Annotated in this window: 31 protein-coding genes; 1 reads left to right on the top strand and 30 read right to left on the bottom strand. The window is 70.6% G+C overall.

The window, feature by feature from the left end:
• Nucleotides 1–173: 173 nt before the first annotated feature.
• From ACFYPD_RS02650 to ACFYPD_RS02660, 3 genes are read right to left on the bottom strand one after another with little or no spacing between them, the layout of a single operon-like run.
• Nucleotides 174–1,136, bottom strand: coding sequence for an aldo/keto reductase (locus ACFYPD_RS02650; protein ID WP_387108004.1), 963 nt, complete (start codon nucleotides 1,134–1,136; stop codon nucleotides 174–176).
• A 21-nt stretch (nucleotides 1,137–1,157) separates the two neighbouring features.
• Complete coding sequence (locus ACFYPD_RS02655) at nucleotides 1,158–2,837, bottom strand: ABC-F family ATP-binding cassette domain-containing protein (RefSeq protein WP_387108006.1); 1,680 nt, start codon at nucleotides 2,835–2,837, stop codon at nucleotides 1,158–1,160.
• 41 nt (nucleotides 2,838–2,878) lie between these two features.
• Nucleotides 2,879–3,484, bottom strand: coding sequence for a class I SAM-dependent methyltransferase (locus ACFYPD_RS02660; protein WP_387109158.1), 606 nt, complete (start codon nucleotides 3,482–3,484; stop codon nucleotides 2,879–2,881).
• Nucleotides 3,485–3,610: 126 nt separating this feature from the next.
• Here ACFYPD_RS02660 and ACFYPD_RS02665 point away from each other — a divergent pair, with 126 nt between their 5' ends.
• Complete coding sequence (locus ACFYPD_RS02665) at nucleotides 3,611–4,795, top strand: hypothetical protein (RefSeq protein ID WP_387108008.1); 1,185 nt, start codon at nucleotides 3,611–3,613, stop codon at nucleotides 4,793–4,795.
• Nucleotides 4,796–4,853: 58 nt separating this feature from the next.
• Here ACFYPD_RS02665 and truA read toward each other — a convergent pair whose 3' ends face one another.
• The 27 genes from truA to rplV all read right to left on the bottom strand — a co-directional run bounded on the left by truA (nucleotide 4,854) and on the right by rplV (nucleotide 20,129).
• On the bottom strand, nucleotides 4,854–5,687 hold the full coding sequence (gene truA, locus ACFYPD_RS02670; protein WP_387108010.1) for a tRNA pseudouridine(38-40) synthase TruA: 834 nt from the start codon (nucleotides 5,685–5,687) through the stop codon (nucleotides 4,854–4,856).
• 74 nt (nucleotides 5,688–5,761) lie between these two features.
• On the bottom strand, nucleotides 5,762–6,325 hold the full coding sequence (gene rplQ, locus ACFYPD_RS02675; RefSeq protein WP_387108013.1) for a 50S ribosomal protein L17: 564 nt from the start codon (nucleotides 6,323–6,325) through the stop codon (nucleotides 5,762–5,764).
• A gap of 34 nt (nucleotides 6,326–6,359) precedes the next feature.
• Nucleotides 6,360–7,382: a DNA-directed RNA polymerase subunit alpha gene (locus tag ACFYPD_RS02680; protein WP_018784566.1), complete on the bottom strand. Its 1,023-nt coding sequence runs from the start codon at nucleotides 7,380–7,382 to the stop codon at nucleotides 6,360–6,362.
• A 96-nt stretch (nucleotides 7,383–7,478) separates the two neighbouring features.
• Entirely contained in the window at nucleotides 7,479–8,105 is a 627-nt protein-coding gene (gene rpsD / locus ACFYPD_RS02685) for a 30S ribosomal protein S4 (RefSeq protein WP_151463663.1), read from the bottom strand.
• A gap of 13 nt (nucleotides 8,106–8,118) precedes the next feature.
• A complete protein-coding gene (gene rpsK, locus ACFYPD_RS02690) occupies nucleotides 8,119–8,526 on the bottom strand; it encodes a 30S ribosomal protein S11 (protein ID WP_148430066.1) in 408 nt (135 codons plus the stop codon).
• An 18-nt stretch (nucleotides 8,527–8,544) separates the two neighbouring features.
• Nucleotides 8,545–8,925, bottom strand: a complete 381-nt coding sequence (rpsM, locus tag ACFYPD_RS02695) for a 30S ribosomal protein S13 (RefSeq protein ID WP_148430068.1) — start codon at nucleotides 8,923–8,925, stop codon at nucleotides 8,545–8,547.
• Nucleotides 8,926–9,187: 262 nt separating this feature from the next.
• Complete coding sequence (rpmJ, locus tag ACFYPD_RS02700) at nucleotides 9,188–9,301, bottom strand: 50S ribosomal protein L36 (RefSeq protein ID WP_043965539.1); 114 nt, start codon at nucleotides 9,299–9,301, stop codon at nucleotides 9,188–9,190.
• 92 nt (nucleotides 9,302–9,393) lie between these two features.
• Nucleotides 9,394–9,615: a translation initiation factor IF-1 gene (gene infA / locus ACFYPD_RS02705; RefSeq protein ID WP_007073013.1), complete on the bottom strand. Its 222-nt coding sequence runs from the start codon at nucleotides 9,613–9,615 to the stop codon at nucleotides 9,394–9,396.
• A 242-nt stretch (nucleotides 9,616–9,857) separates the two neighbouring features.
• Nucleotides 9,858–10,361, bottom strand: coding sequence for a DUF1707 domain-containing protein (locus ACFYPD_RS02710; protein WP_387108015.1), 504 nt, complete (start codon nucleotides 10,359–10,361; stop codon nucleotides 9,858–9,860).
• 90 nt (nucleotides 10,362–10,451) lie between these two features.
• Entirely contained in the window at nucleotides 10,452–11,303 is an 852-nt protein-coding gene (map, locus tag ACFYPD_RS02715) for a type I methionyl aminopeptidase (protein ID WP_387108018.1), read from the bottom strand.
• 89 nt (nucleotides 11,304–11,392) lie between these two features.
• Nucleotides 11,393–12,046 carry an adenylate kinase gene (locus ACFYPD_RS02720; protein ID WP_151463666.1) on the bottom strand — a complete coding sequence of 218 codons (654 nt, stop codon included), beginning with the start codon at nucleotides 12,044–12,046 and terminating at the stop codon, nucleotides 11,393–11,395.
• On the bottom strand, nucleotides 12,047–13,372 hold the full coding sequence (gene secY, locus ACFYPD_RS02725) for a preprotein translocase subunit SecY (RefSeq protein WP_387108020.1): 1,326 nt from the start codon (nucleotides 13,370–13,372) through the stop codon (nucleotides 12,047–12,049).
• 234 nt (nucleotides 13,373–13,606) lie between these two features.
• Nucleotides 13,607–14,050, bottom strand: coding sequence for a 50S ribosomal protein L15 (gene rplO / locus ACFYPD_RS02730; protein ID WP_387108021.1), 444 nt, complete (start codon nucleotides 14,048–14,050; stop codon nucleotides 13,607–13,609).
• Nucleotides 14,050–14,232 (bottom strand): 50S ribosomal protein L30, encoded by a 183-nt coding sequence (rpmD, locus tag ACFYPD_RS02735; RefSeq protein ID WP_387108024.1) that lies wholly within the window; start codon nucleotides 14,230–14,232, stop codon nucleotides 14,050–14,052. The genes rplO and rpmD overlap by 1 nt, the downstream gene beginning before the upstream one ends.
• Nucleotides 14,232–14,846, bottom strand: a complete 615-nt coding sequence (gene rpsE, locus ACFYPD_RS02740) for a 30S ribosomal protein S5 (RefSeq protein ID WP_091262790.1) — start codon at nucleotides 14,844–14,846, stop codon at nucleotides 14,232–14,234. Before rpsE ends, rpmD begins: the two co-directional genes overlap by 1 nt.
• A gap of 33 nt (nucleotides 14,847–14,879) precedes the next feature.
• Entirely contained in the window at nucleotides 14,880–15,269 is a 390-nt protein-coding gene (gene rplR / locus ACFYPD_RS02745) for a 50S ribosomal protein L18 (protein WP_151463669.1), read from the bottom strand.
• Entirely contained in the window at nucleotides 15,266–15,808 is a 543-nt protein-coding gene (gene rplF / locus ACFYPD_RS02750; RefSeq protein WP_387108027.1) for a 50S ribosomal protein L6, read from the bottom strand. Before rplF ends, rplR begins: the two co-directional genes overlap by 4 nt.
• Before the next feature lie 16 nt (nucleotides 15,809–15,824).
• Complete coding sequence (gene rpsH, locus ACFYPD_RS02755) at nucleotides 15,825–16,232, bottom strand: 30S ribosomal protein S8 (RefSeq protein ID WP_067301438.1); 408 nt, start codon at nucleotides 16,230–16,232, stop codon at nucleotides 15,825–15,827.
• A 96-nt stretch (nucleotides 16,233–16,328) separates the two neighbouring features.
• Nucleotides 16,329–16,514 carry a type Z 30S ribosomal protein S14 gene (locus tag ACFYPD_RS02760; RefSeq protein WP_007073023.1) on the bottom strand — a complete coding sequence of 62 codons (186 nt, stop codon included), beginning with the start codon at nucleotides 16,512–16,514 and terminating at the stop codon, nucleotides 16,329–16,331.
• A gap of 1 nt (nucleotide 16,515) precedes the next feature.
• On the bottom strand, nucleotides 16,516–17,085 hold the full coding sequence (rplE, locus tag ACFYPD_RS02765) for a 50S ribosomal protein L5 (protein ID WP_091262796.1): 570 nt from the start codon (nucleotides 17,083–17,085) through the stop codon (nucleotides 16,516–16,518).
• Nucleotides 17,085–17,405: a 50S ribosomal protein L24 gene (gene rplX / locus ACFYPD_RS02770; RefSeq protein ID WP_192579888.1), complete on the bottom strand. Its 321-nt coding sequence runs from the start codon at nucleotides 17,403–17,405 to the stop codon at nucleotides 17,085–17,087. Before rplX ends, rplE begins: the two co-directional genes overlap by 1 nt.
• On the bottom strand, nucleotides 17,402–17,770 hold the full coding sequence (gene rplN, locus ACFYPD_RS02775; RefSeq protein ID WP_007465279.1) for a 50S ribosomal protein L14: 369 nt from the start codon (nucleotides 17,768–17,770) through the stop codon (nucleotides 17,402–17,404). The genes rplX and rplN overlap by 4 nt, the downstream gene beginning before the upstream one ends.
• Nucleotides 17,771–17,867: 97 nt before the next feature.
• Nucleotides 17,868–18,143, bottom strand: a complete 276-nt coding sequence (gene rpsQ, locus ACFYPD_RS02780; RefSeq protein WP_387108029.1) for a 30S ribosomal protein S17 — start codon at nucleotides 18,141–18,143, stop codon at nucleotides 17,868–17,870.
• Nucleotides 18,140–18,376, bottom strand: a complete 237-nt coding sequence (rpmC, locus tag ACFYPD_RS02785; protein WP_387108032.1) for a 50S ribosomal protein L29 — start codon at nucleotides 18,374–18,376, stop codon at nucleotides 18,140–18,142. The genes rpsQ and rpmC overlap by 4 nt, the downstream gene beginning before the upstream one ends.
• Complete coding sequence (gene rplP, locus ACFYPD_RS02790; protein WP_387108034.1) at nucleotides 18,376–18,801, bottom strand: 50S ribosomal protein L16; 426 nt, start codon at nucleotides 18,799–18,801, stop codon at nucleotides 18,376–18,378. The genes rpmC and rplP overlap by 1 nt, the downstream gene beginning before the upstream one ends.
• A 3-nt stretch (nucleotides 18,802–18,804) precedes the next feature.
• Nucleotides 18,805–19,674, bottom strand: coding sequence for a 30S ribosomal protein S3 (rpsC, locus tag ACFYPD_RS02795; RefSeq protein ID WP_387108036.1), 870 nt, complete (start codon nucleotides 19,672–19,674; stop codon nucleotides 18,805–18,807).
• A complete protein-coding gene (gene rplV / locus ACFYPD_RS02800; RefSeq protein ID WP_073834929.1) occupies nucleotides 19,674–20,129 on the bottom strand; it encodes a 50S ribosomal protein L22 in 456 nt (151 codons plus the stop codon). Before rplV ends, rpsC begins: the two co-directional genes overlap by 1 nt.
• Between the last annotated feature and the right edge of the window lie 40 nt (nucleotides 20,130–20,169).

Below are 20,169 nucleotides of genomic sequence, written 5' to 3' on the forward strand. Positions count from 1 at the left end.
GATCCGCCAAGCGCCGATGGGGAATTTCCCACCGACTGTCCCAGGTGGAGGACGGGGACAGCGGGTGACCCCCCGATCACGTCATGCTGTCCGGATGGGCCGCGTCGGAGCCGGGGTGGACAGCACGCTGCCCCGGCACCTGAAGGAGGTGCCGGGGCAGTGGGCAGGGTCGGTCAGAGGATGGCGTCGAGGGTGTCGAGATCCGCGTCGTAGGGCTGCCAGGTGCCCGCCTCGGCGTTGGCGCGTACCTGCTCGGGCGTGGTGGCGCCGGCGATCACCGAGGTCACCGCCGGCCGGGCGGCGAGCCCGCCGATGGCCACCTGGAGCATGCTGATACCGCGCTCAGCCGCGTACGCCTCGATGGCCTCGATGGTGTCCCAGTCGGCGGCGGCGAGGCGCTCGGCGTACCGGCCGCCGCCGGAGAGCCGGCTGCCCGCGGGCGGGGCCTCGTCCCGCTTGTACTTGCCGGTGAGCAGGCCGTTCGCGAGCGGGAAGAACGGCAGCATGCCCAGGCCGAACCGCTCGCACGCCGGGATCACCTCGGCCTCCACGCTCCGCTCCAGCAGCGAGTAGTGGTTCTGCGCGGAGATGAAGCGCGCGCGGCCCTGGGAGGAGGCGGTCCAGTCGGCGTCGGCGATCTGCCAGCCGGCGAAGTTCGAGTTGCCGAGGTAGCGCACCTTGCCGGCGGTGACCAGGTCGTCCAGCGCGGCGAGGGTCTCGTCGATCGGGGTGCCCGGGTCGGGCTCGTGCATCTGGTAGAGGTCGATGTGGTCGGTGTCGAGGCGGCGCAGGGACGCCTCGACCGCCCGGGCGATGTAGCGGCGGGCGCCCCGGGCGCCGTGGTCGGGCCCGTTCAGACCGTGCATGTCCATGCCGAACTTGGTGGCGACCACCACGTCGTCCCGGCGCCCCTTGAGCGCCTGCCCGAGCAGTTCCTCGGAGCCGCCCTGCGGCTCTCCGTAGATGTCGGCGGTGTCGAAGAAGTTGATCCCGGCGTCGAGCGCGGCGTCCACCACCGCGCGGGTGCCGTCGAGGTCGAGCTTGCGGCCGAAGTTGTTGCAGCCGATGCCGACGACGGACACCACGAGTCCGGAGTCGCCGAGCCGGCGGTAGGTCATCTCAGTCACGAGATCCACCCTATGCCGCCGCGCGGGCGGTCACCCGACGTCCCAGACCGGCTCCGAGGTCTCCACCACCTCGCCGTCACCGCGGAACAGCACGAACCGGTCGAAGGAGCGGGTGAACCACCGGTCGTGGGTGACCGCGACGACCGTCCCGGCGAAGGCGTCCAGCCCGGCTTCGAGGGCCTCGGCGGAGGCCAGGTCGAGGTTGTCGGTCGGCTCGTCGAGCAGCAGCAGGGTCGCCCCGGACAGCTCCAGCAGCAGCACCAGGAAGCGCGCCTGCTGGCCGCCGGAGAGGGTGCCGAACCGCTGGTCGCCCTGCCCGGCCAGCTCGTACCGGGACAGCGCCGCCATGGCCGCGTGCCGGTCCATGCCGGCCCGGTGCTCGTCGCCCCGCCACAGGATGTCGACCAGCGTCTTCGCCATCAGCTCCGGCCGGTCGTGGGTCTGGGAGAAGTGGCCGGGCCGGACGCGGGCGCCGAGGCGTACCTGGCCGTCGTGCGCGACGGGGGTGAGCGCCGCGGCGCCGTCGACGGGGGTGTTGGCCGGGTCGGGGTCGGTGCCGCCGCGGGCGAGCAGGCGCAGGAAGTGCGACTTCCCGGTCCCGTTCGCGCCGAGCACCGCGACCCGGTCGCCGTACCAGAGTTCGAGGTCGAAGGGGTAGGTCAGGCCGTCGAGTTCGAGCTGCTCGGCGATCACCGCGCGCTTGCCGGTCCGCCCGCCGGTCAGGCGCATCCGGATGTCCTGCTCCTTCGGGGGTACGGGCGGCGGCCCGGCCTCCTCGAACTTGCGGAGCCGGGTCTGCGCGGCCTGGTAGCGGGAGGCCATCCCGTCGTTGTACGCGGCCTTCTGCTTGTACATGAGCATCAGCTCGCGCAGCTTCTGGTGCTCCTCGTCCCAGCGGCGCCGCAGCTCGTCGAGGCGGGCGTGCCGGGCCACCCGGGCCTCGTGCCAGCTGGCGAAGCCGCCCGGGTGCACCCACGCGCTGCCGCCCTCGACGGCGACCACCCGGTCGGCGGTCTGGGCGAGCAACTCCCGGTCGTGCGAGACGTAGAGCACGGACTTGCCCGACTCGCGCAGCCGGGCCTCCAGCCAGCGCTTGCCGGGCACGTCGAGGAAGTTGTCCGGCTCGTCGAGGAGGAGCACCTCGTCCGGGCCGCGGAGCAGCAGTTCCAGCGCGAACCGCTTCTGCTGGCCGCCGGAGAGGGTCCGCACCGGCCGGTCCCGGGCGGCGTCCCAGGGCAGGCCGAGGACGATGGTGGCGACGGTGTCGAAGAGCACCTCGGCGTCGTACCCGCCGGACTCACCCCAGGCGGCCAGGGCGTCCGCGTACGCGAGCTGGGCCTTGCCGGCGGCGCTGCTGTACTTGCCGCGGACCTCGGCTGCGCGCATGGCCGCCTCGGTGTCGGCGAGGCGGCGGCCGGCGTCGCGCAGCGCGGGCGGGGCGAGCGACAGGGCCAGGTCGGCGAGGGTCGACTCGTCACCGATCATGCCGATGAACTGGCGCATCACGCCGAGCCCGCCGGCGCGGGCGACGGCGCCGGTCTTCACCGGCAGGTCGCCGGCGACCATGCGCAGCAGGGTGGTCTTGCCGGCGCCGTTGGGGCCGACGAGGGCCACCTTGGCGCCCTCACCGACCCGGAACGACACCTCGGCGAAGAGTTCCCGGCCGTCCGGGAGGATGTGCCCGACCCCTGCCACGTCCACGTATCCCACGCGGGCATCCTGCCCGAGGGGTGGGCGCGGGCGACACCCGATTACCGGGTGACCCGCAGCACCCGGTAGCCCTTCTGGCTGGCGTGCCGCTCGACCTGCCAGCCCTGCTCGACCAGCCAGCGGTGCAGCGAGTCGCCGCCGAGGTGCCGTGCGACGACCAGCCAGGCCACCCCGTCCGGGGCGAGCCGGGGCAGCCAGCGCAGCAGCAGCTCGTGCAGCTCCGGCTTTCCGATGTGGATGGGCGGGTTGGACCAGATCTGGGCGAAGGTGAGGTCGGCGGGTACGTCGTCCGGCGCGGCCACCCGGACCCGGTCGGCGGCCCCGACCCGGGCGGCGTTGGCGGCGGTGAGGTCGCGGGCCCGCTGGTTGACGTCGACCGCCCAGACGCTGGCGGCCGGCGCGCTGCTGGCCAGCACGCAGGTGATCGGCCCGAAGCCGCACCCGACGTCGAGGAGCGGGCCGGTGGCGTCGTGCGCCGGCAGTTGGGCCTTGCGCAGCAGCACCGCCGTGCCGGGGTCCAGCCGGGCGGCGGAGAAGACGCCGGCGGCCGAGGCGAGGGTGTAGTCGCGCCCGGCGACGGAGAACTCGACCTCGCGCGGCTGGGCGGGGGTCGTGGGTTCAGCGGTGAAGTAGTGGTCGCCCGTCACGTCGGGCATTGTTGCACCGCTCGGGAATGGCACCCGCGACGGTGCGGCAGGCAGGACGGGACGCCACTCCGCCGGATTTTGCCGATATTACCCACGAAAGGGACAATGGCCCCTACTGTAGCCAACATGGTGTATCGGTACGAGTCCGGTGAGGACGCCTTCCTGGAGTACCCGCGGCCCGGGTCGGACCCGTCCGTGCCCGGCGACGTGGCGGCTCCGCCGGCGGGTCCCTCGCCGTCCCGCTTCCCCACCCCGTCGCTGCCGCCACCGGTCCGGCCCACCCCACCGACCGTCGGCGCCGCCCGGGCCCCGGCCCCGGCGCCCCCGGCACCGGCCCCGGCGCCCAGCCGGCCCGCCCCGCCGCGGGAGCCCGCTCCCGTGCCGCAGCCCACGCCGGCGGTGCCGCCGCCCGCGCCACCGGTGCCGCAGCCGACGCCGGCCGCCGCGCCCAGGCCGGAAACGTCGACCCCGGCCGACCCCGTCGCCCGGACCACCGATCCGCTGGACCTGTCCCCCCGCCGGCCCGCGCGCCGGAGCGGCGGCCGGGCCTGGCAGGTGCTCATCGGCGGGGCCGCCGTGCTGATGCTGCTCGCCCTCACCGGGCTGGCCGTCGCCGCGCTCCTGGAGGACCGGACCGCCACGCCGCAGGCCGGCCAGCAGAGCAACCAGCCGGTGGTGGAGCAGTCCCCCGCGGCCGACGGAACCGACCTGGACTCCCGGGACACCGATCAGGCGGCGCTCACCGCCAAGGAGGTCTTCCCCGGCCAGCAACTGGTGGTGACCGACGGGCAGCCGGCGTACCGGGTGCTCAAGACGCACTCCAGCGGCAGCTGCGCGGTCGCGGCCACCGGCGAGATCGCCGACCTGCTGGTCCGCCTCGGCTGCAACCAGGTCGTCCGGGCCACCCTCCGCTCCGCCGACGGCGACCACCTGCTCACCGCCGGCCTGTTCAACCTGACCGACGTGGCCAGCGCCCAGCGGGCGCGCGACCGGATCCGGCCGATGCTGGACGAACGGCAGGGCCGGTTCCGCGGTATGGCGGCGAGCGAGGACACCGGCGTGGTGGCGACGGCCGCCGCCCGGGTCGGCTGGCAGGTCCGCGGCCACTACCTCGCCTACTGCGTCGTCACCCGGGCCGACGGGGAACGGATCAGCTCCGGCGACACGAAAGCCGGGGAGATCCTGTACGACATGATCGAGGTCTACCTGAACCGGGGCGTGCTGGAGCGCCGGGCCAGCGGCGGGGTGGCCAGCCAGCCCACGGACGGCCCGACCGGCGGCACCGCCGGCCAGGACGGCACCAAGAACTGAGCCCGACCACGACGGCCCGTCGTCCCCGCACCGGGGGCGGCGGGCCGTTCCCCTGTGCTCAGCCTTCGGCGACCGGCACCCGGAGGCGGCGGGTGAGATCGGCGCGGCGGGCGTACTCGGAGGGGTCGTCCGGGTAGCCGACCTCGACCAGGGCCAGCCCGTGCGCGGGCGCCACGGTCACCTCGCTGGCGCGTTCCCGGCGGCTCAGCAGGCCGGCCGGCCACTCGACCGGCCGGCGGCCGTCCCCGGCCACCAGCATGGCGCCGACCAGGCTGCGCACCATGTTCTGGCAGAACGCGTCGGCCTGCACCGTGGCGACCAGGATCCCGTCCGGCTCGCGCCGCCAGTCCAGCCGGGTCACCTCGCGCAGCGTGGTGGCGTTCTCCTTGCGCCGGCAGTACGCGGCGAAGTCGTGCTCCCCCACCAGGCCGGCTGCGGCGGCGTTCAGCGCCGCCAGGTCCAGCGGCTTCGGCCAGGCCAGGGTGTCGGTGCGGCGCAGCGGCTCGGCGCCCCACGGGGCGTCGGTCACCCGGTACTCGTAGCGGCGGAAGGTGGCTGAGAACCGCGCGTCGAAGTCGGCCGGCACCTCGGTCATCGCCCGGACCCGCACGTCCGGCGGAAGCAGCCGGGCCAGCCGGCGCAGCAGCCTCCCGTCGTGCTGCCGCCACACCTCGGTGGGCAGGTCGAGATGGCACACCTGCCCGGTGGCGTGCACACCGGCGTCGGTCCGGCCGGCCACGGTCAGCCCGGTCGCGGTGCCCGCGCCGAGGACCAGGTCCAGCGTCTCCATGAGCACCCCGGCGACCGTGCGGCGGGTGGGCTGGGCGGCCCAGCCGGAGAAGTCGGTGCCGTCGTACGAGACGTCCAGCCGCAGCCGGGACCGCTCGTCCACCTCGTACCTCCCGTTGACGCCGTCGGGCCCGGCACCCCAGGAAGGGGTGCCGGGCCCGACGATGCTGCCTATGCTCAGGCCTTCTCGTTCTCGGTGGCCTCGTCGCTGTCCTCGCGGGCCTCGGCGGTGTCACCGGAGGCCGAGACCGGAGCCTCGGCGTCCTGGTCGGCGACCTCGCTGGAGCGCGGGGCCTCCTCGGCCGGGGCCAGGGCCTCGACCTTGTCCTGCTGGGCGGTCTTGCGGGCGGCGGTCTTCTTGTTCGCCTTCGGCTCGGCGACCTGAAGCTCCTCCACCAGCTCGATGATCGCCATCGGAGCGGCGTCACCCTTGCGCGGACCGGTCTTCACGATCCGGGTGTAGCCACCGTTGCGGTTGGCGTACCGGGGCGCGATCTGGTCGAACAGGGCGTAGACCACGTCCTTGTCCTTGACGACGCCCAGCACCCGCCGCCGCGCGGCGAGGTCGCCGCGCTTGGCCTTGGTGATGAGCTGCTCGGCCAGCGGACGCAGCCGCCGGGCCTTCGTCTCGGTGGTCTGGATCTTGCCGTGCTGGAACAGCGCAGTGGCCAGGTTGGCCAGCATCAGCCGCTCGTGCGCGGGGCTGCCGCCGAGGCGGGGGCCCTTGGTGGGCGTGGGCATGCTTGGTGCTCCTCAGGTGTGGCGGCAGCGCGGACTAGAGCTGCTCGGTCTCGCGGTAGTCGTCGGTGTCGTAGTCGGCCTCGCCGAAGGCGTCCACGACGTGCGCCGGGTCGAAGTTCGGAGCCGAGTCCTTCAGCCCCAGGCCCATCCCGGCGAGCTTCATCTTGACCTCGTCGATCGACTTCTGACCGAAGTTGCGGATGTCGAGGAGGTCGGCCTCGGTACGCCCGATCAGCTCACCAACGGCGTTGATGCCCTCGCGCTTGAGGCAGTTGTAGGAGCGGACGGTGAGGTCCAGCTCCTCGATCGGCAGGGCCAGGTCGGCCGCCAGCTGGGCGTCCTGCGGGGACGGCCCGATGTCGATGCCCTCGGCGGTCTCGTCCAGCTCCCGGGCGAGCCCGAACAGCTCCACCAGCGTCGAGCCGGCCGAGGCCAGCGCGGTGCGCGGGCCCATGGACGGCTTGGTCTCGACGTCGATGATCAGCCGGTCGAAGTCGGTCCGCTGCTCGACACGGGTCGCCTCGACGCGGTAGGTGACCTTGAGCACCGGCGAGTAGATCGAGTCGACCGGGATCCGGCCGATCTCGGCGCCCGCCTGCTTGTTCTGCGCCGCGGTGACGTAGCCACGACCCCGCTCGACGGTCAGCTCCATGTCGAGCCGGCCCTTGCCGTTCAAGGTGGCGAGCTTCAGGTCCGGGTTGTGCACCGAGACACCGGCCGGGGGCTGGATGTCACCGGCGGTCACGTCGCCCGGGCCCTGCTTGCGCAGGTACATGCTGACCGGCTCGTCGTGCTCGGAGCTGACGCAGAGCTCCTTGATGTTCATGACGAGCTCGACCACGTCCTCCTTGACACCGGGGATGGTGGTGAACTCGTGCAGGACACCGTCGATCTTGATCGAGGTGACCGCCGCACCCGGGATGGACGACAGCAGCGTACGCCGCAGCGAGTTGCCCAGGGTGTAGCCGAAGCCCGGCTCCAGCGGCTCGATGGTGAACCGGGAGCGGGTCTCGTTGATCGACTCTTCGGAGAGAGACGGTCGCTGGCTGATGAGCATCTTTTCTCTTCTCTTCCGGGGCGCCCGCTATTTGACGCCCACGACACAAACTGTTCCGGTGGCCCGCCCCGGAGGGCGGGCCACCGCAACGAGCCCTTACTTGGAGTAGAGCTCGACGATCAGCTGCTCCTGGACCTGGGTGTCGATCACCTGGCGGGCCGGGAGCGAGTGCACGAGGATCTTCATCTGGCTGGGGATCGCCTCGAGCCAGGCCGGAACCGACCGCGAACCGGCCTGAGCCTGCGCCACCAGGAACGGGGTGAGCTGCTTGCTCTTCTCCCGGACCTCGATGATGTCGTGCTCCTTGACCCGGTACGACGGGATGTCGACCTTCTTGCCGTTCACCGTGAAGTGACCGTGCTTGACCAGCTGGCGGGCCATGTCCCGGGAACCGGCGTAGCCGGCCCGGTAGACCACGTTGTCCAGCCGCGACTCGAGGATCTGCAGGAGGACCTCACCGGTCTTGGCCTGCTTGCCCACGGCTTCCTCGTAGTAACCGCGGAACTGCTTCTCCAGCACGCCGTAGACCCGGCGAGCCTTCTGCTTCTCACGGAGCTGGAGCAGGTACTCCGTCTCCTTCGTGCGGCCGCGGCCGTGCTGTCCGGGCGGGAACGGCCGGGACTCGAACGGGCACTTCGGGCCATCGCACTTGCTGCCCTTGAGGAACAGCTTCATCTTCTCCCGCCGGCAACGGCGGCAGTCAGCACCGGTGTAACGAGCCATCTCTCTCTACCTCTCAGACCCGACGACGCTTCGGCGGACGGCATCCGTTGTGCGGCTGCGGGGTGACGTCGGAGATCTGCCCGACCTCCAGCCCGGCGGCCTGCAGCGAACGGATGGCGGTCTCCCGGCCGGAGCCGGGGCCCTTGACGAACACGTCGACCTTGCGCATGCCGTGATCCATGGCCCGGCGCGCGGCGGCCTCGGCGGCCAGCTGCGCGGCGAACGGGGTCGACTTGCGCGAGCCCTTGAAGCCCACCTGGCCCGAGGAGGCCCAGGAGATGACCGCACCGGTCGGGTCCGTGATGGACACGATGGTGTTGTTGAAGGTGCTCTTGATGTGCGCCTGCCCGTGGGCGACGTTCTTGCGTTCCTTGCGCCGGACCTTCTTGACGGCGGCTCCGGCACGAGCCTTCGGTGGCATAAGTCTGTGCGCTCCTAGTTACTTCTTGCCGGGCTTCTTCTTGCCGGCCACGGTCCGCTTCGGGCCCTTGCGGGTCCGCGCGTTGGTCTTGGTCCGCTGGCCACGGACGGGCAGGCCCCGGCGGTGCCGGATGCCCGCGTAGCAGCCGATCTCGACCTTGCGGCGGATGTCGGCGGCGACCTCGCGGCGAAGGTCACCTTCAACCTGGTAGTTGCCCTCGATGTGGTCGCGGAGCTGCACGAGCTCCTCGTCCGTGAGGTCCCGAGCGCGCTTGTCCGGCGAGATGCCGGTGGCGGCGAGCGTCTCCAGGGCGCGGGTGCGACCGACCCCGAAGATGTAGGTGAGCGCGATCTCCATCCGCTTGTCGCGGGGGAGGTCCACGCCGACTAGACGTGCCATGTGCGGGCGTACTCCTCGATGTTGTGGCGGAGGTGTGGACCCGTCCCACCCCGCTACCGACCGTCCCTGTCCTTCCGGCGCGATCAGCGCCGGCGACCGGGATCGGTCGCTGCCCGAGCGGGCCCCGGCCTCCGACCGGGGGTCAACCACGAGGGGGTACGCGCTGCGTACCGCTCGCGGCTGGGACGAGCTGGTGATGTGTGTGTCGGGATCTGCGGCCCAAACCGATCCGACCGGCCGTGTCACGACCGGTGGGAGGGGTTCAGCCCTGGCGCTGCTTGTGGCGCGGGTCGCTGCAGATGACCATGACCCGGCCGTGCCGGCGGATCACCCGGCACTTGTTGCAGATCCTCTTGACGCTCGGCTTGACCTTCACGGTTGCCTTACTTCCCATCTGGCCCGGAGACGCGACGAGGCGCGACCCGGACGTCGAAGACGGACACGGGGACGTCCCGGCCGTCGTCAGGCTTACTTGTAGCGGTAGACGATGCGCCCGCGGGTCAGGTCGTACGGCGAGAGCTCGACGACGACCCGGTCCTCCGGCAGGATGCGGATGTAGTGCTGCCGCATCTTGCCGCTGATGTGAGCCAGCACCTTGTGGCCGTTCGCGAGCTCCACCCGGAACATGGCGTTCGGCAGGGGCTCGATGACCCGACCCTCGATCTCGATGGCTCCGTCTTTTTTCGGCATGTCCTCCGCTGTCCTGACGTCGGTTGCTCCGGACGGCCCACAACGTCTTACACGGGCTCCGGCGAAAATCGCCGAGCCCGAGCCAGCCGCGGCTCCGACTCCCACCGAAGCGCAGGGTGGGCATGCCGGAGTGGACGCTGTGCGCCGATCTGAAAGTGTACGCCCGCCTGCGGGCCGTCGCCAAACCGGCCGCCCGGCTGGAGGAAATCCCGCACCTGCTGTGACCGCCGCCACAGCGGCGGTCAGCGCCGCCGGCGCCGGTCCCGGCGACGCCGTGGGCGGGGGTGCCGCGGGTGGCCGCCGCCGAGCAGCCCCACCGACTGCATCACGAGCAGCGCGCCCCACGGGCCGAGCACCCAGGCCGGCCAGAAGTACGCCACTTCCCGGGAGCCGATCGAGACGAGGAGCCAGATCGGGACCACGATCCCGGCGACCCGCAACCACGGCATCCACAGCCCGAGCAGCCGGGACCGCCCGGCCCCGACCACCGGCCCGCCGTGCTCGGCGGTTACCGGGGACGGGGGCGGCGGCGCGGGCGCCACCGCGGCGCGCTGCGCCGGCGCCGGACCGGGCAGGTCGGCCACCACCTCGTCCAGGTCGGCGTAGGTCTTCGCGCCGTACGCCCGGACCAGCCGCTCGTCGTACTCGTGCAGGCCGAGCCGGCCCTCCTCCAGGGCCACCCGGAGCCGCTCCGCCGTGGCCTCCCGGTCGGCGTCGGCCGCCCGCATCCCGCTCCGCCCGTCCATGCCGGCAAGCATGCCACCGCCCCGCCAGCGCGCGGTACCGCACCTGGACCGGACGACGGGGCGCGAACCTCGCGAGCGGGACGGTTCCGGTCAGACGGCCGGGGAGTCCGCGGGCTGGCGGGCGGTGACCAGGTCGCCGAGCCGGGCCCGGCCGCCGTCCTCGGCGGTCAGCACCCAGACGCCGTCATCCAGCAGCGCCATCGAATGCTCGACGTGCACCGCCATCGAGCGGTCGCGGGTCACCACGGTCCAGCCGTCGTGCAGCTCGGTCGTGCGCGGGGACCCCATCGTGATCATCGGCTCGATGGCCAGCGCCATGCCGGGCACCAGACGCGGGCCCTTGCCCGGCCGTCCGTGGTTCAGCACGTGCGGGTCCTGGTGCATCTCGGTGCCGATGCCGTGCCCGCCGTAGCCGTCGACGATGCCGTACCGGCCGCCCTTGCGGACCGCGGTCTCCACGGCGTGGGAGATGTCGGTGAGCCGGCCCTTGCCGCTCGCCGCGCCCCGGGCGGCGGCGGCGATGCCGGCCCACATGGCGTCCTCGGCGACCGCGGCCATCTTCAGCAGGGCCGGCTCGACCTCGCCCACGCCGACCGTGATGGCCGCGTCGCCGTGCCAACCGTTGAGCACCGCGCCGCAGTCGATCGAGATCAGGTCGCCCTCCCGGAGCACCTGCGACGACGACGGGATGGCATGCACCACCTGCTCGTTGACCGACGAGCAGATCGACGCCGGGAAGCCGTGGTAGCCCTTGAACGACGGGACCCCGCCGGCCTCCCGGATGGTGGCCTCGGCGATCGCGTCGAGATCGGCGGTGCTCACGCCGGGAGCGACCGCCTCCCGCATCCGGCGCAGCGCGCGGGCGACCACCAGACCGGCGGCCCGCATCAGCTCGATCTGCTCGGGGGTCTTCAGCTGGATGTCCAGCTGGGGACGACGCATGGAGGCGATACCTTTCGTTGCGCGGAACAGCGGGGCACGTCGCACGTACCCCGCTGTTCGCACTCTATCCGCCGGAGTTCGGCGGGACGTCAGCCGCCGTACGAGCGGAGGGCGTCGATGGCGCGGACGGTGACGTCCTCCACCGGGCCGGTCGCGTCGATGCCGACGAGCTTGCCCTGGGCGCCGTAGTAGTCGACCAGCGGCGCGGTCTTCTCGGCGTACTCCCGCAGCCGGGCCGCGATGGTCTCCGGCTTGTCGTCGTCGCGCTGGAACAGCTCGGCGCCGCAGCGGTCGCAGACGCCCTCGCGAGTGGTGGCGTCGAACTCGACGTGCCAGATCTTGCCGCAGCCCCGGCAGGTACGCCGGCCGGAGAGCCGCCGGATCACCTCGTCGTCGTCGACGACCAGCTCCAGCACCAGGTCCAGCGCCGTGCCGAGGTCGGCGAGGAGCTTGTCCAGCGCGGCCGCCTGCGGCGTGGTGCGCGGGAAGCCGTCGAGGAGGAAGCCCTCGCCGGCGTCCGGCTCGGCGAGCCGGTCCCGCACCATGTTGATGGTGACCTCGTCCGGCACCAGCTTCCCGGCGTCCATGTACCGCTTCGCCTCGACCCCCAGGGGCGTGCCCTGGGAGACGTTGGCCCGGAAGATGTCACCGGTCGAGATCTTCGGCACCGAGAGGTGAGCGGCGATGAACTCCGCCTGCGTGCCCTTGCCCGCGCCCGGCGGGCCAACCAGAACGAGTCGCATCTACCGCAGGAACCCTTCGTAGTTCCGCTGCATGAGTTGGCTCTCGATCTGCTTCACGGTCTCCAGACCGACGCCGACCATGATGAGCACAGCGGTGCCGCCGAACGGGAAGTTCTGGAACTGCTGGTTGTCGAGCCAGATGAAGAAGAAGTTCGGCAGGACCGCGACGATGCCCAGGTAGAGCGCGCCCGGCAGGGTGATCCGGCTGAGGATGAAGTCGAGGTACTCGGCGGTCGGCTTGCCGGGGCGGATGCCCGGCACGAAGCCGCCGTACTTCTTCATGTTGTCCGCGACCTCGGTCGGGTTGAACGTGATCGACACGTAGAAGTACGTGAAGAAGATGATCAGCAGGAAGTAGAGCGCGATGTGCTCCGGCGCGGCCGCCTTCACGATGTGGTTCTGGATCCAGGCCTGGGTCTTCCCCGGGTTGTTCTGGTCGAAGAACTGGAGGGCGAGCGTCGGCAGGTAGAGCAGCGACGAGGCGAAGATGACCGGGATGACGCCGGCCTGGTTCACCTTGAGCGGGATGTAGGTGGAGGTGCCGCCGTACATCCGCCGGCCGATCATGCGCTTGGCGTACTGCACCGGGATCCGGCGCTGGGCCTGCTCGATGAAGGTGACCGCGGTGATGACCAGGAGGACCAGGGCGATGACGAGGAGAAACATCCCCCAGCCCTTGGTGGTCTTGATCTTCCAGCCCTCGCTGGGGAGCCGGGCAGCGATCGAGGTGAAGATCAGCACGGACATGCCGTTGCCGACGCCCCGGTCGGTGATCAGCTCACCGAGCCACATCACCATGCCGGTGCCGGCGGTCATCGTCATGACCAGGATGGTCAGCGTCAGCCAGTCCGGGATGCCGGTGCCCCGCGGGACGATCGGGAACTGGTCGCACTGGTTGTTGAAGAGCTGACCCGAGCGCGCCAGCGCCACGAACGCCGAGGACTGGAGGATGCCCAGGCCCAGGGTCAGGTAGCGGGTGTACTGAGTGATCTTCGCCTGGCCGGCCTGCCCCTCCTTGCGGAGCTGCTCCAGACGCGGAATGACCACGGTCAGCAGCTGCAGGATGATCGACGCGGTGATGTAGGGCATGATGCCCAGCGCGAAGACGGAGAGCTGGAGCAGCGCGCCACCGGAGAAGAGGTCGAGCAGACCCAGCACGCCGGTGCCGCCCTGGACGGTGTCGAGGCACTTCTGCACGTTGCCGTACGAGACGCCCGGGCTGGGCAGCGTGGCGCCCAGCCGGTAGACCGCGATGATGCCTACTGTGAACAGCAGCTTCTTGCGCAGGTCAGGCGTACGGAACGCACTGAGAAAGGCGGACAGCAACTTCTTCCTCCTGCGCGACGCGGGCCGCCGGTGATGATCCCTGGCGGAGCGGGGTGGGTGCCGGGCGACCGCCCGATATCCATAGCTGGGAAGGGACTCTAACAGCCCGACCCGGGTCCGGGCAGATGCGCCCGGCTACATAAAACGAATCCGATGTTACTCGGCGCACATTCGCCTGGTAGAGCACGGCGCCCGCCCAGTTGCGGACAACTGAGCGGGCGCCATGAACGTGCCTTACAGCTCGGTGACCGAGCCGCCGGCCGCGGTGATCTTCTCCTTGGCCGACGCGCTGAACGCGTGCGCCGACACCTGGAGCGCCACACCGCCGAGGTCGCCGGTGCCGAGCACCTTGACCGGCTGGCCCTTGCGGACCGCGCCGGCCTCGGCCAGCTCGACCGGGCCGATCTGGCCGCCGTTCGGGAAGAGCTCGGCGAGCCGGTCCAGGTTGACCACCTGGAAGACGACCTTGAACTTGTTCTTGAAGCCCTTCAGCTTCGGCAGGCGCATGTGGATGGGCATCTGCCCACCCTCGAACGCCGCCGAGATGTTCTTCCGGGCCTTGGAACCCTTGGTACCGCGACCGGCGGTCTTGCCCTTCGAGCCCTCACCGCGACCCACGCGGGTCTTGTCGGTCTTGGCTCCGGGCGCCGGGCGCAGGTGGTGCACCTTGATCGTCATTACTCGACCTCCTCGACCTTCACGAGGTGGTTGACCGTGAAGATCATGCCCCGGATCTCCGGCCGATCCTCCTTGACCACCACGTCGTTGATCCGCTTGAGACCGAGCGAACGCAGCGAGTCACGCTGGTTCTTCTTGGACCCGATCTCGGACCGGACCTGGGTGACCTTCAGGCGCGCCATCAGGACGCCACCCCCGCCCGCGACGCCAGCATGGCGGCCGGCGCGACGTCCTCGACCGGCAGACCACGACGGGCCGCGACCTGCTCCGGCGACTCGAGCGCCTTCAGGGCCGCCACCGTGGCGTGCACGATGTTGATCGGGTTGGACGAGCCGAGGCTCTTGGAGAGCACGTCGTGGATGCCCGCGCACTCCAGCACGGCGCGGACCGGACCGCCGGCGATGACACCCGTACCGGCCGAGGCCGGCTTGAGCAGCACCACACCGGCCGCGTCCTCGCCCTGCACCGGGTGCGGGATCGACTGACCGATCCGCGGCACCTTGAAGAAGTGCTTCTTGGCCTCCTCGACACCCTTGGCGATCGCCGCGGGCACCTCCTTGGCCTTTCCGTAGCCCACACCGACGGTGCCGTCGCCGTCGCCCACGATCACCAGGGCGGTGAAGCTGAAGCGACGACCACCCTTCACGACCTTGGCGACGCGGTTGATCGCGACGACCCGCTCGAGGTGCGGGGTCTTCTCGACGGGCGCGTTTCCGCGGCCGCCCTCACGGCGGTTGTCGCGGCGACCACCCTCGTTGCCACCGGACCCGCCGCCACGGCGCTGTTGACCTGGCATCAGCAGCCTTCCTTCTCTCTCGTGACGGGGTTTCTAGAACTCGAGCCCGGCTTCGCGGGCGGCTGCGGCAAGCGCGGCGACCCGCCCCGCGTACCGGTTGCCACCGCGGTCGAAGACGACCTTCGAGACGCCGGCGGCCTTGGCGCGCTCGGCGAGCAGGGCGCCAACCTTGCCGGCCAGGGCGCTCTTGTCACCCTCGGCGCCGCGCAGCGAGGCGTCCATGGTCGAGGCCGACGCCAGGGTGTGACCCTTGGTGTCGTCCACGATCTGGGCGACGATGTGCCGCAGGGAGCGGGTGACGACCAGGCGGGGACGCTCGGTGGTGCCGCTGACGTTCTTGCGGACCCGGAAGTGCCGGCGCGCACGCCCGACGGCCCGCTTGGCGGCGACGCCGCGGCGGCGCTTGAGCAGCGTGGCGCTCACTTCTTACCTGCCTTTCCAGCCTTGCGGCGGATGACCTCGCCCTGGTACTTCACGCCCTTGCCCTTGTAGGGCTCCGGCGGGCGGATCTTCCGGATGTTGGCGGCGACCTCGCCGACCTGCTGCTTGTCGATGCCGGCCACGTGGAACAGCGTCGGCCGCTCCACCGTGAAGGTGATGCCCTCCGGGGCCGGAACCAGCACCGGGTGCGAGAACCCGAGCGCGAACTCGAGGTCCTTGCCCTTGGCGGTCACGCGGTAACCGGTACCGGCGATCTCGAGGCTCTTGCGGTAGCCCTCGGTCACACCGACGATCATGTTGGCCACCAGCGTACGGCTCAGGCCGTGCAGCTCCTTGGCCTTGCGCTCGTCGTTGGGCCGATTGACGTGCAGCGCGCCGTCCTCGCCCCGCTCCGCCTTGATCGGCTCGGCCAGTACGTGGCTCAGCTCGCCCTTGGGGCCCTTGACCTTGACGGTCTGGCCGTCGATCGTGATGTCGACGCCGGCTGGCACCGGGATCGACTTACGTCCAATACGCGACATTTCTACCTGTCTCCCGTTACCAGACGAAGGCGAGGACTTCCCCGCCAACGCTCCGCTTGCGGGCCTGCCGGTCGGTGAGCAGCCCCTGGGACGTCGAAATGATCGCCACGCCCAGCCCGCCGAGCACCCGCGGGAGCCCGTCCGACTTGGCGTACACCCGGAGACCGGGCTTGGACACGCGCTTGATGCCGGCCAGGCTCCGCTCCCGGTTCTGGCCGTACTTCAGCTCGACGACCAGTCGCTTGCCGACGGCGCCCTCCTCGGGCTCCTCGACCAACCAGGTGGCGATGTAACCCTCGGCCTTGAGGACCTCGGCGATGTTCGCCTTGATCTTCGAGTAGGGCATCGTCACCCGGTCGTGGTACGCCTGGTTGGCGTTACGCAGACGCGTGAGCATGTCTGCGATCGGGTCGGTCATCGTCATGAAATTCGTCAACCTTTCTCGCCGGGGTTCCCCGGGCCAGGCCTGGGGCCTACGGCGAAGAGACAGTTCAGCTGACGCGCGAAGCGCGCCGGGCTATTACCAGGAAGCCTTGGACACGCCGGGCAGCTCACCGCGGTGGGCCATCTCCCGGATGCACACCCGGCAGAGACCGAACTTGCGGTAGACCGCCTTCGGACGCCCGCACCGCTGGCAGCGGGTGTACGCGCGAACCGAGAACTTCGGCTTCGCGGCCGCCTTGAGGATCAGCGCCTTCTTGGCCATCTCAGTTCTCCTTGAACGGGAAGCCCAGGAGCTTGAGCAGCGCCCGGCCCTCGTCGTCGGTCGTGGCGGTCGTGACCACCGTGATGTCCATGCCCCGCTGGCGATCGATCTTGTCCTGGTCGATCTCGTGGAACACCGACTGCTCGGTCAGACCGAACGTGTAGTTGCCGTGGCCGTCGAGCTTGCGCCCGTCCAGGCCGCGGAAGTCGCGGATACGCGGCAGCGCGATGGAGAGCAGCCGGTCCAGGAACTCCCACATCCGGTCGCCCCGCAGGGTGACCTTCGCGCCGATCGGCATGCCCTCACGCAGCTTGAACTGCGCGATGGACTTGGTCGCCCGCCGCACCAGCGGCTTCTGGCCGGTGATGGTGGCCAGGTCGCGGACGGCGCCGTCGATCAGCTTGGCGTCCCGAGCGGCCTCGCCGACGCCCATGTTGACGACGATCTTGACGAGCCCGGGAACCTGCATGGGGTTGCCGTAGTTGTACTGCTCCTGCAGCTTCGCCACGACCTCGTTGCGGTACCGCTCCTTGAGGCGCGGCAGGGTCTTGGTTTCGGTAGCCGTGGTCATCAGAGGTCCTTACCGGTGCTACGCGCGATGCGGACCTTCTGGCCGTTGTCGTCGACCCGGTAACCGACGCGGGTCGGCTTGCCGTCGGAGTCCAGGACCTGCACGTTCGAGACGTGGATCGGGGCCTCCTGGGTGACGATGCCACCGGTCTTGGCGCCACGCTGGGTGGTGCTGATGCGAGTGTGCTTCTTGACCCGGTTCACGCCCTCGACCAGGACCTTGTCCTGCCGCGGGTAGGCCGCGATGACCTTGCCCTTGGCACCCTTGTCCTTGCCGGCGATGACGACGACCGTGTCGCCCTTCTTGACCTTCACGGTCACAACACCTCCGGCGCGAGAGAGATGATCTTCATGAACCGCTTGTCCCGCAGCTCGCGGCCCACCGGGCCGAAGATGCGGGTACCGCGCGGGTCCCCGCCGTCCTTGATGATGACGGCGGCGTTCTCGTCGAAGCGGATGTACGAGCCGTCCGGCCGCCGCCTCTCCTTGGCGGTGCGAACGACGACGGCCTTGACGACGTCGCCCTTCTTCACACCGGCACCGGGGATCGCGTCCTTGACCGTGGCCACGATGACGTCGCCGATGCTCGCGTAGCGCCGACCGGAGCCACCGAGAACCCGGATGCACAGGATCTCCCGGGCACCCGTGTTGTCGGCGACGCGCAGTCGCGACTCCTGCTGAATCACGTCTATCTCCTATGTCTGCCGGTTCTCCGGCCGCCGGGGGCGGCCGGAGCCTGGCGGAACCTGCGCCCGACCGAACCCGGCCGAGCTCGAGCCTTCGCTACTTGGCCTTCTCAAGGATCTCCACGACCCGCCACCGCTTGGTGGCGGACAGCGGCCGGGTCTCCATGATCAGGACCCGGTCGCCGATGCCGGCCGAGTTCTGCTCGTCGTGGACCTTCAGCTTGCTGGTGCGGCGCATGATCTTGCCGTACAGCGCGTGCTTGACCCGGTCCTCGACCTCGACCACGACGGTCTTTTCCATCTTGTCGCTGACCACGAGACCCTCGCGAACCTTGCGACGGGCCCGCGCGGCGGCGGTCGTGTTCTCACTCATGATGCAGTCACCTCAGTCGGCGCGGCCGAGAGACCCAGCTCGCGCTCACGCATGATCGTGTAGATCCGGGCGATCTCCCGACGGATGATCTGCAGCCGCCGGTTGTTGTCCAGCTGCCCGGTTGCGGCCTGCACGCGGAGGTTGAACAGCTCCGCCTTCGCCTCGCGCAGCTTCGTGACCAGCTCCTCCTCGGAGAGCTCACGCAGCTCGGAGGACTTGACGCCCGCTGCCATCAGGATTCACCCACTTCGCGCGTAACAATGCGGCACTTCATCGGGAGCTTGTGGATCGCGCGACGCATCGCCTCTCGCGCGATCTGCTCGTTGGGGAAGGACATCTCGAAGAGAACCCGCCCCGGCTTGACGTTGGCGACCCACCACTCGGGCGAACCCTTACCGGAACCCATGCGGGTTTCCGCCGGCTTCTTGGTGAGGGCCTGGTCCGGGAAGATCGTGATCCAGACCTTGCCGCCACGCTTGATGTGACGGGTCATCGCGATACGCGCCGACTCGATCTGGCGGTTGGTCACGTACGCCGACTCGAGAGCCTGGATCCCGAACTCGCCGAACACCACTCGGTTACCACCCTTGGACGCGCCGTGACGGTCCGGGTGGTGCGGCTTGCGGAAGCCCTTCGGGGGCTTGCGCGGCATCAGCATCTGTCAGCCCTCCTGCTGCGTCTCTGCCGGCTGAGTGGCGGCCGCGGCGACGGCGCCGGCGTCAACCGGCTCGCCGCTCGGCGTCTCGGCCTGCTGCGCGATGGTGGTCGCGGCAGCCCGGCCGGCCTCGGTGCCACCGGCGGTCGTGCCCGACGAACCCGACCGGCCACGGCGCGGCCGCTCGGGGCGGTCACCGCGGTCACGGCGCGGGCGGGACGGACCCGTCTCGGCCGGAGCCTCCCGGCCCGGGACGGCGTCGCCCTTGTAGATCCACACCTTCACGCCGATCCGGCCGAAGGTGGTACGGGCCTCGAAGAAGCCGTACTCGATGTTGGCCCGCAGCGTGTGCAGCGGGACCCGGCCCTCGCGGTAGAACTCGGTCCGGCTCATCTCGGCGCCGCCGAGACGGCCCGAGACCTGGACCCGAATGCCCTTGCAGACCGGGTTCTTCATCGCGGACTGCATCGCCTTGCGCATGGCCCGACGGAAGCTGACCCGGCTGGACAGCTGCTCGGCGACACCCTGGGCGACCAGCTGCGCGTCCGACTCGGGGCTCTTCACCTCGATGATGTTCAGCTGGACCTGCTTGCCGGTGAGCTTCTCCAGCTCGCCGCGGATCCGGTCGGCCTCCGCACCCTTACGGCCGATGACGATGCCCGGCCGGGCGGTGTGGATGTCGACGCGGACCCGGTCGCGGGTGCGCTCGATGTCGACCTTGGAGATGCCGGCGCGCTCGAGGCCCTTGGACATCATCCGGCGGATCTTGACATCCTCGCCGATGTAGTCCTTGTAGAGCTTGTCCGCGAACCAGCGGGACTTCCAGTCGGTCGAGATGCCGAGCCGGAACCCAGTGGGGTGAACCTTCTGACCCATTACTCGGCACCTTCCGTCGTGCTCTGCCCCTCAGCGGCCTCGGCCTGCTTGGCCGGGGCGGCCTTCTTCGCCGACTTCTTCGGCGCGGCCGGCGCGACCGCCTCGACCGCCACGGTGATGTGGCAGGTCCGCTTGCGGATCCGGTACGCCCGGCCCTGCGCCCGCGGCCGGAACCGCTTCATCGTCGGGCCCTCGTCGACGAACGCCTCGCTGACGAGCAGCGCGTCGGGGTCCAGCCGCTCGTTGTTCTCCGCGTTGGCGATCGCGCTCGCGAGCACCTTGTACACCTGCTCGCTCGCAGCCTGCGGCGCGAACTGCAGCACCGTGAGCGCCTCCTTCGCGGGCAGGCCGCGGACGAGGTTGACCACCCGGCGCGCCTTCATCGGCGAGATGCGCACGTGCCGCGCAACCGCCCGCGCGCCCGGAAGCACCGGAGCGTCGCCCTTTCCTGGCATCGCTGTAACCCCTTGTTCCTCTATCCGTATGCCCGCGGCG

The sequence above is a fragment of the Micromonospora sp. NPDC005299 genome (assembly GCF_042872345.1).
In the GTDB taxonomy this organism is placed as follows: domain Bacteria; phylum Actinomycetota; class Actinomycetes; order Mycobacteriales; family Micromonosporaceae; genus Micromonospora.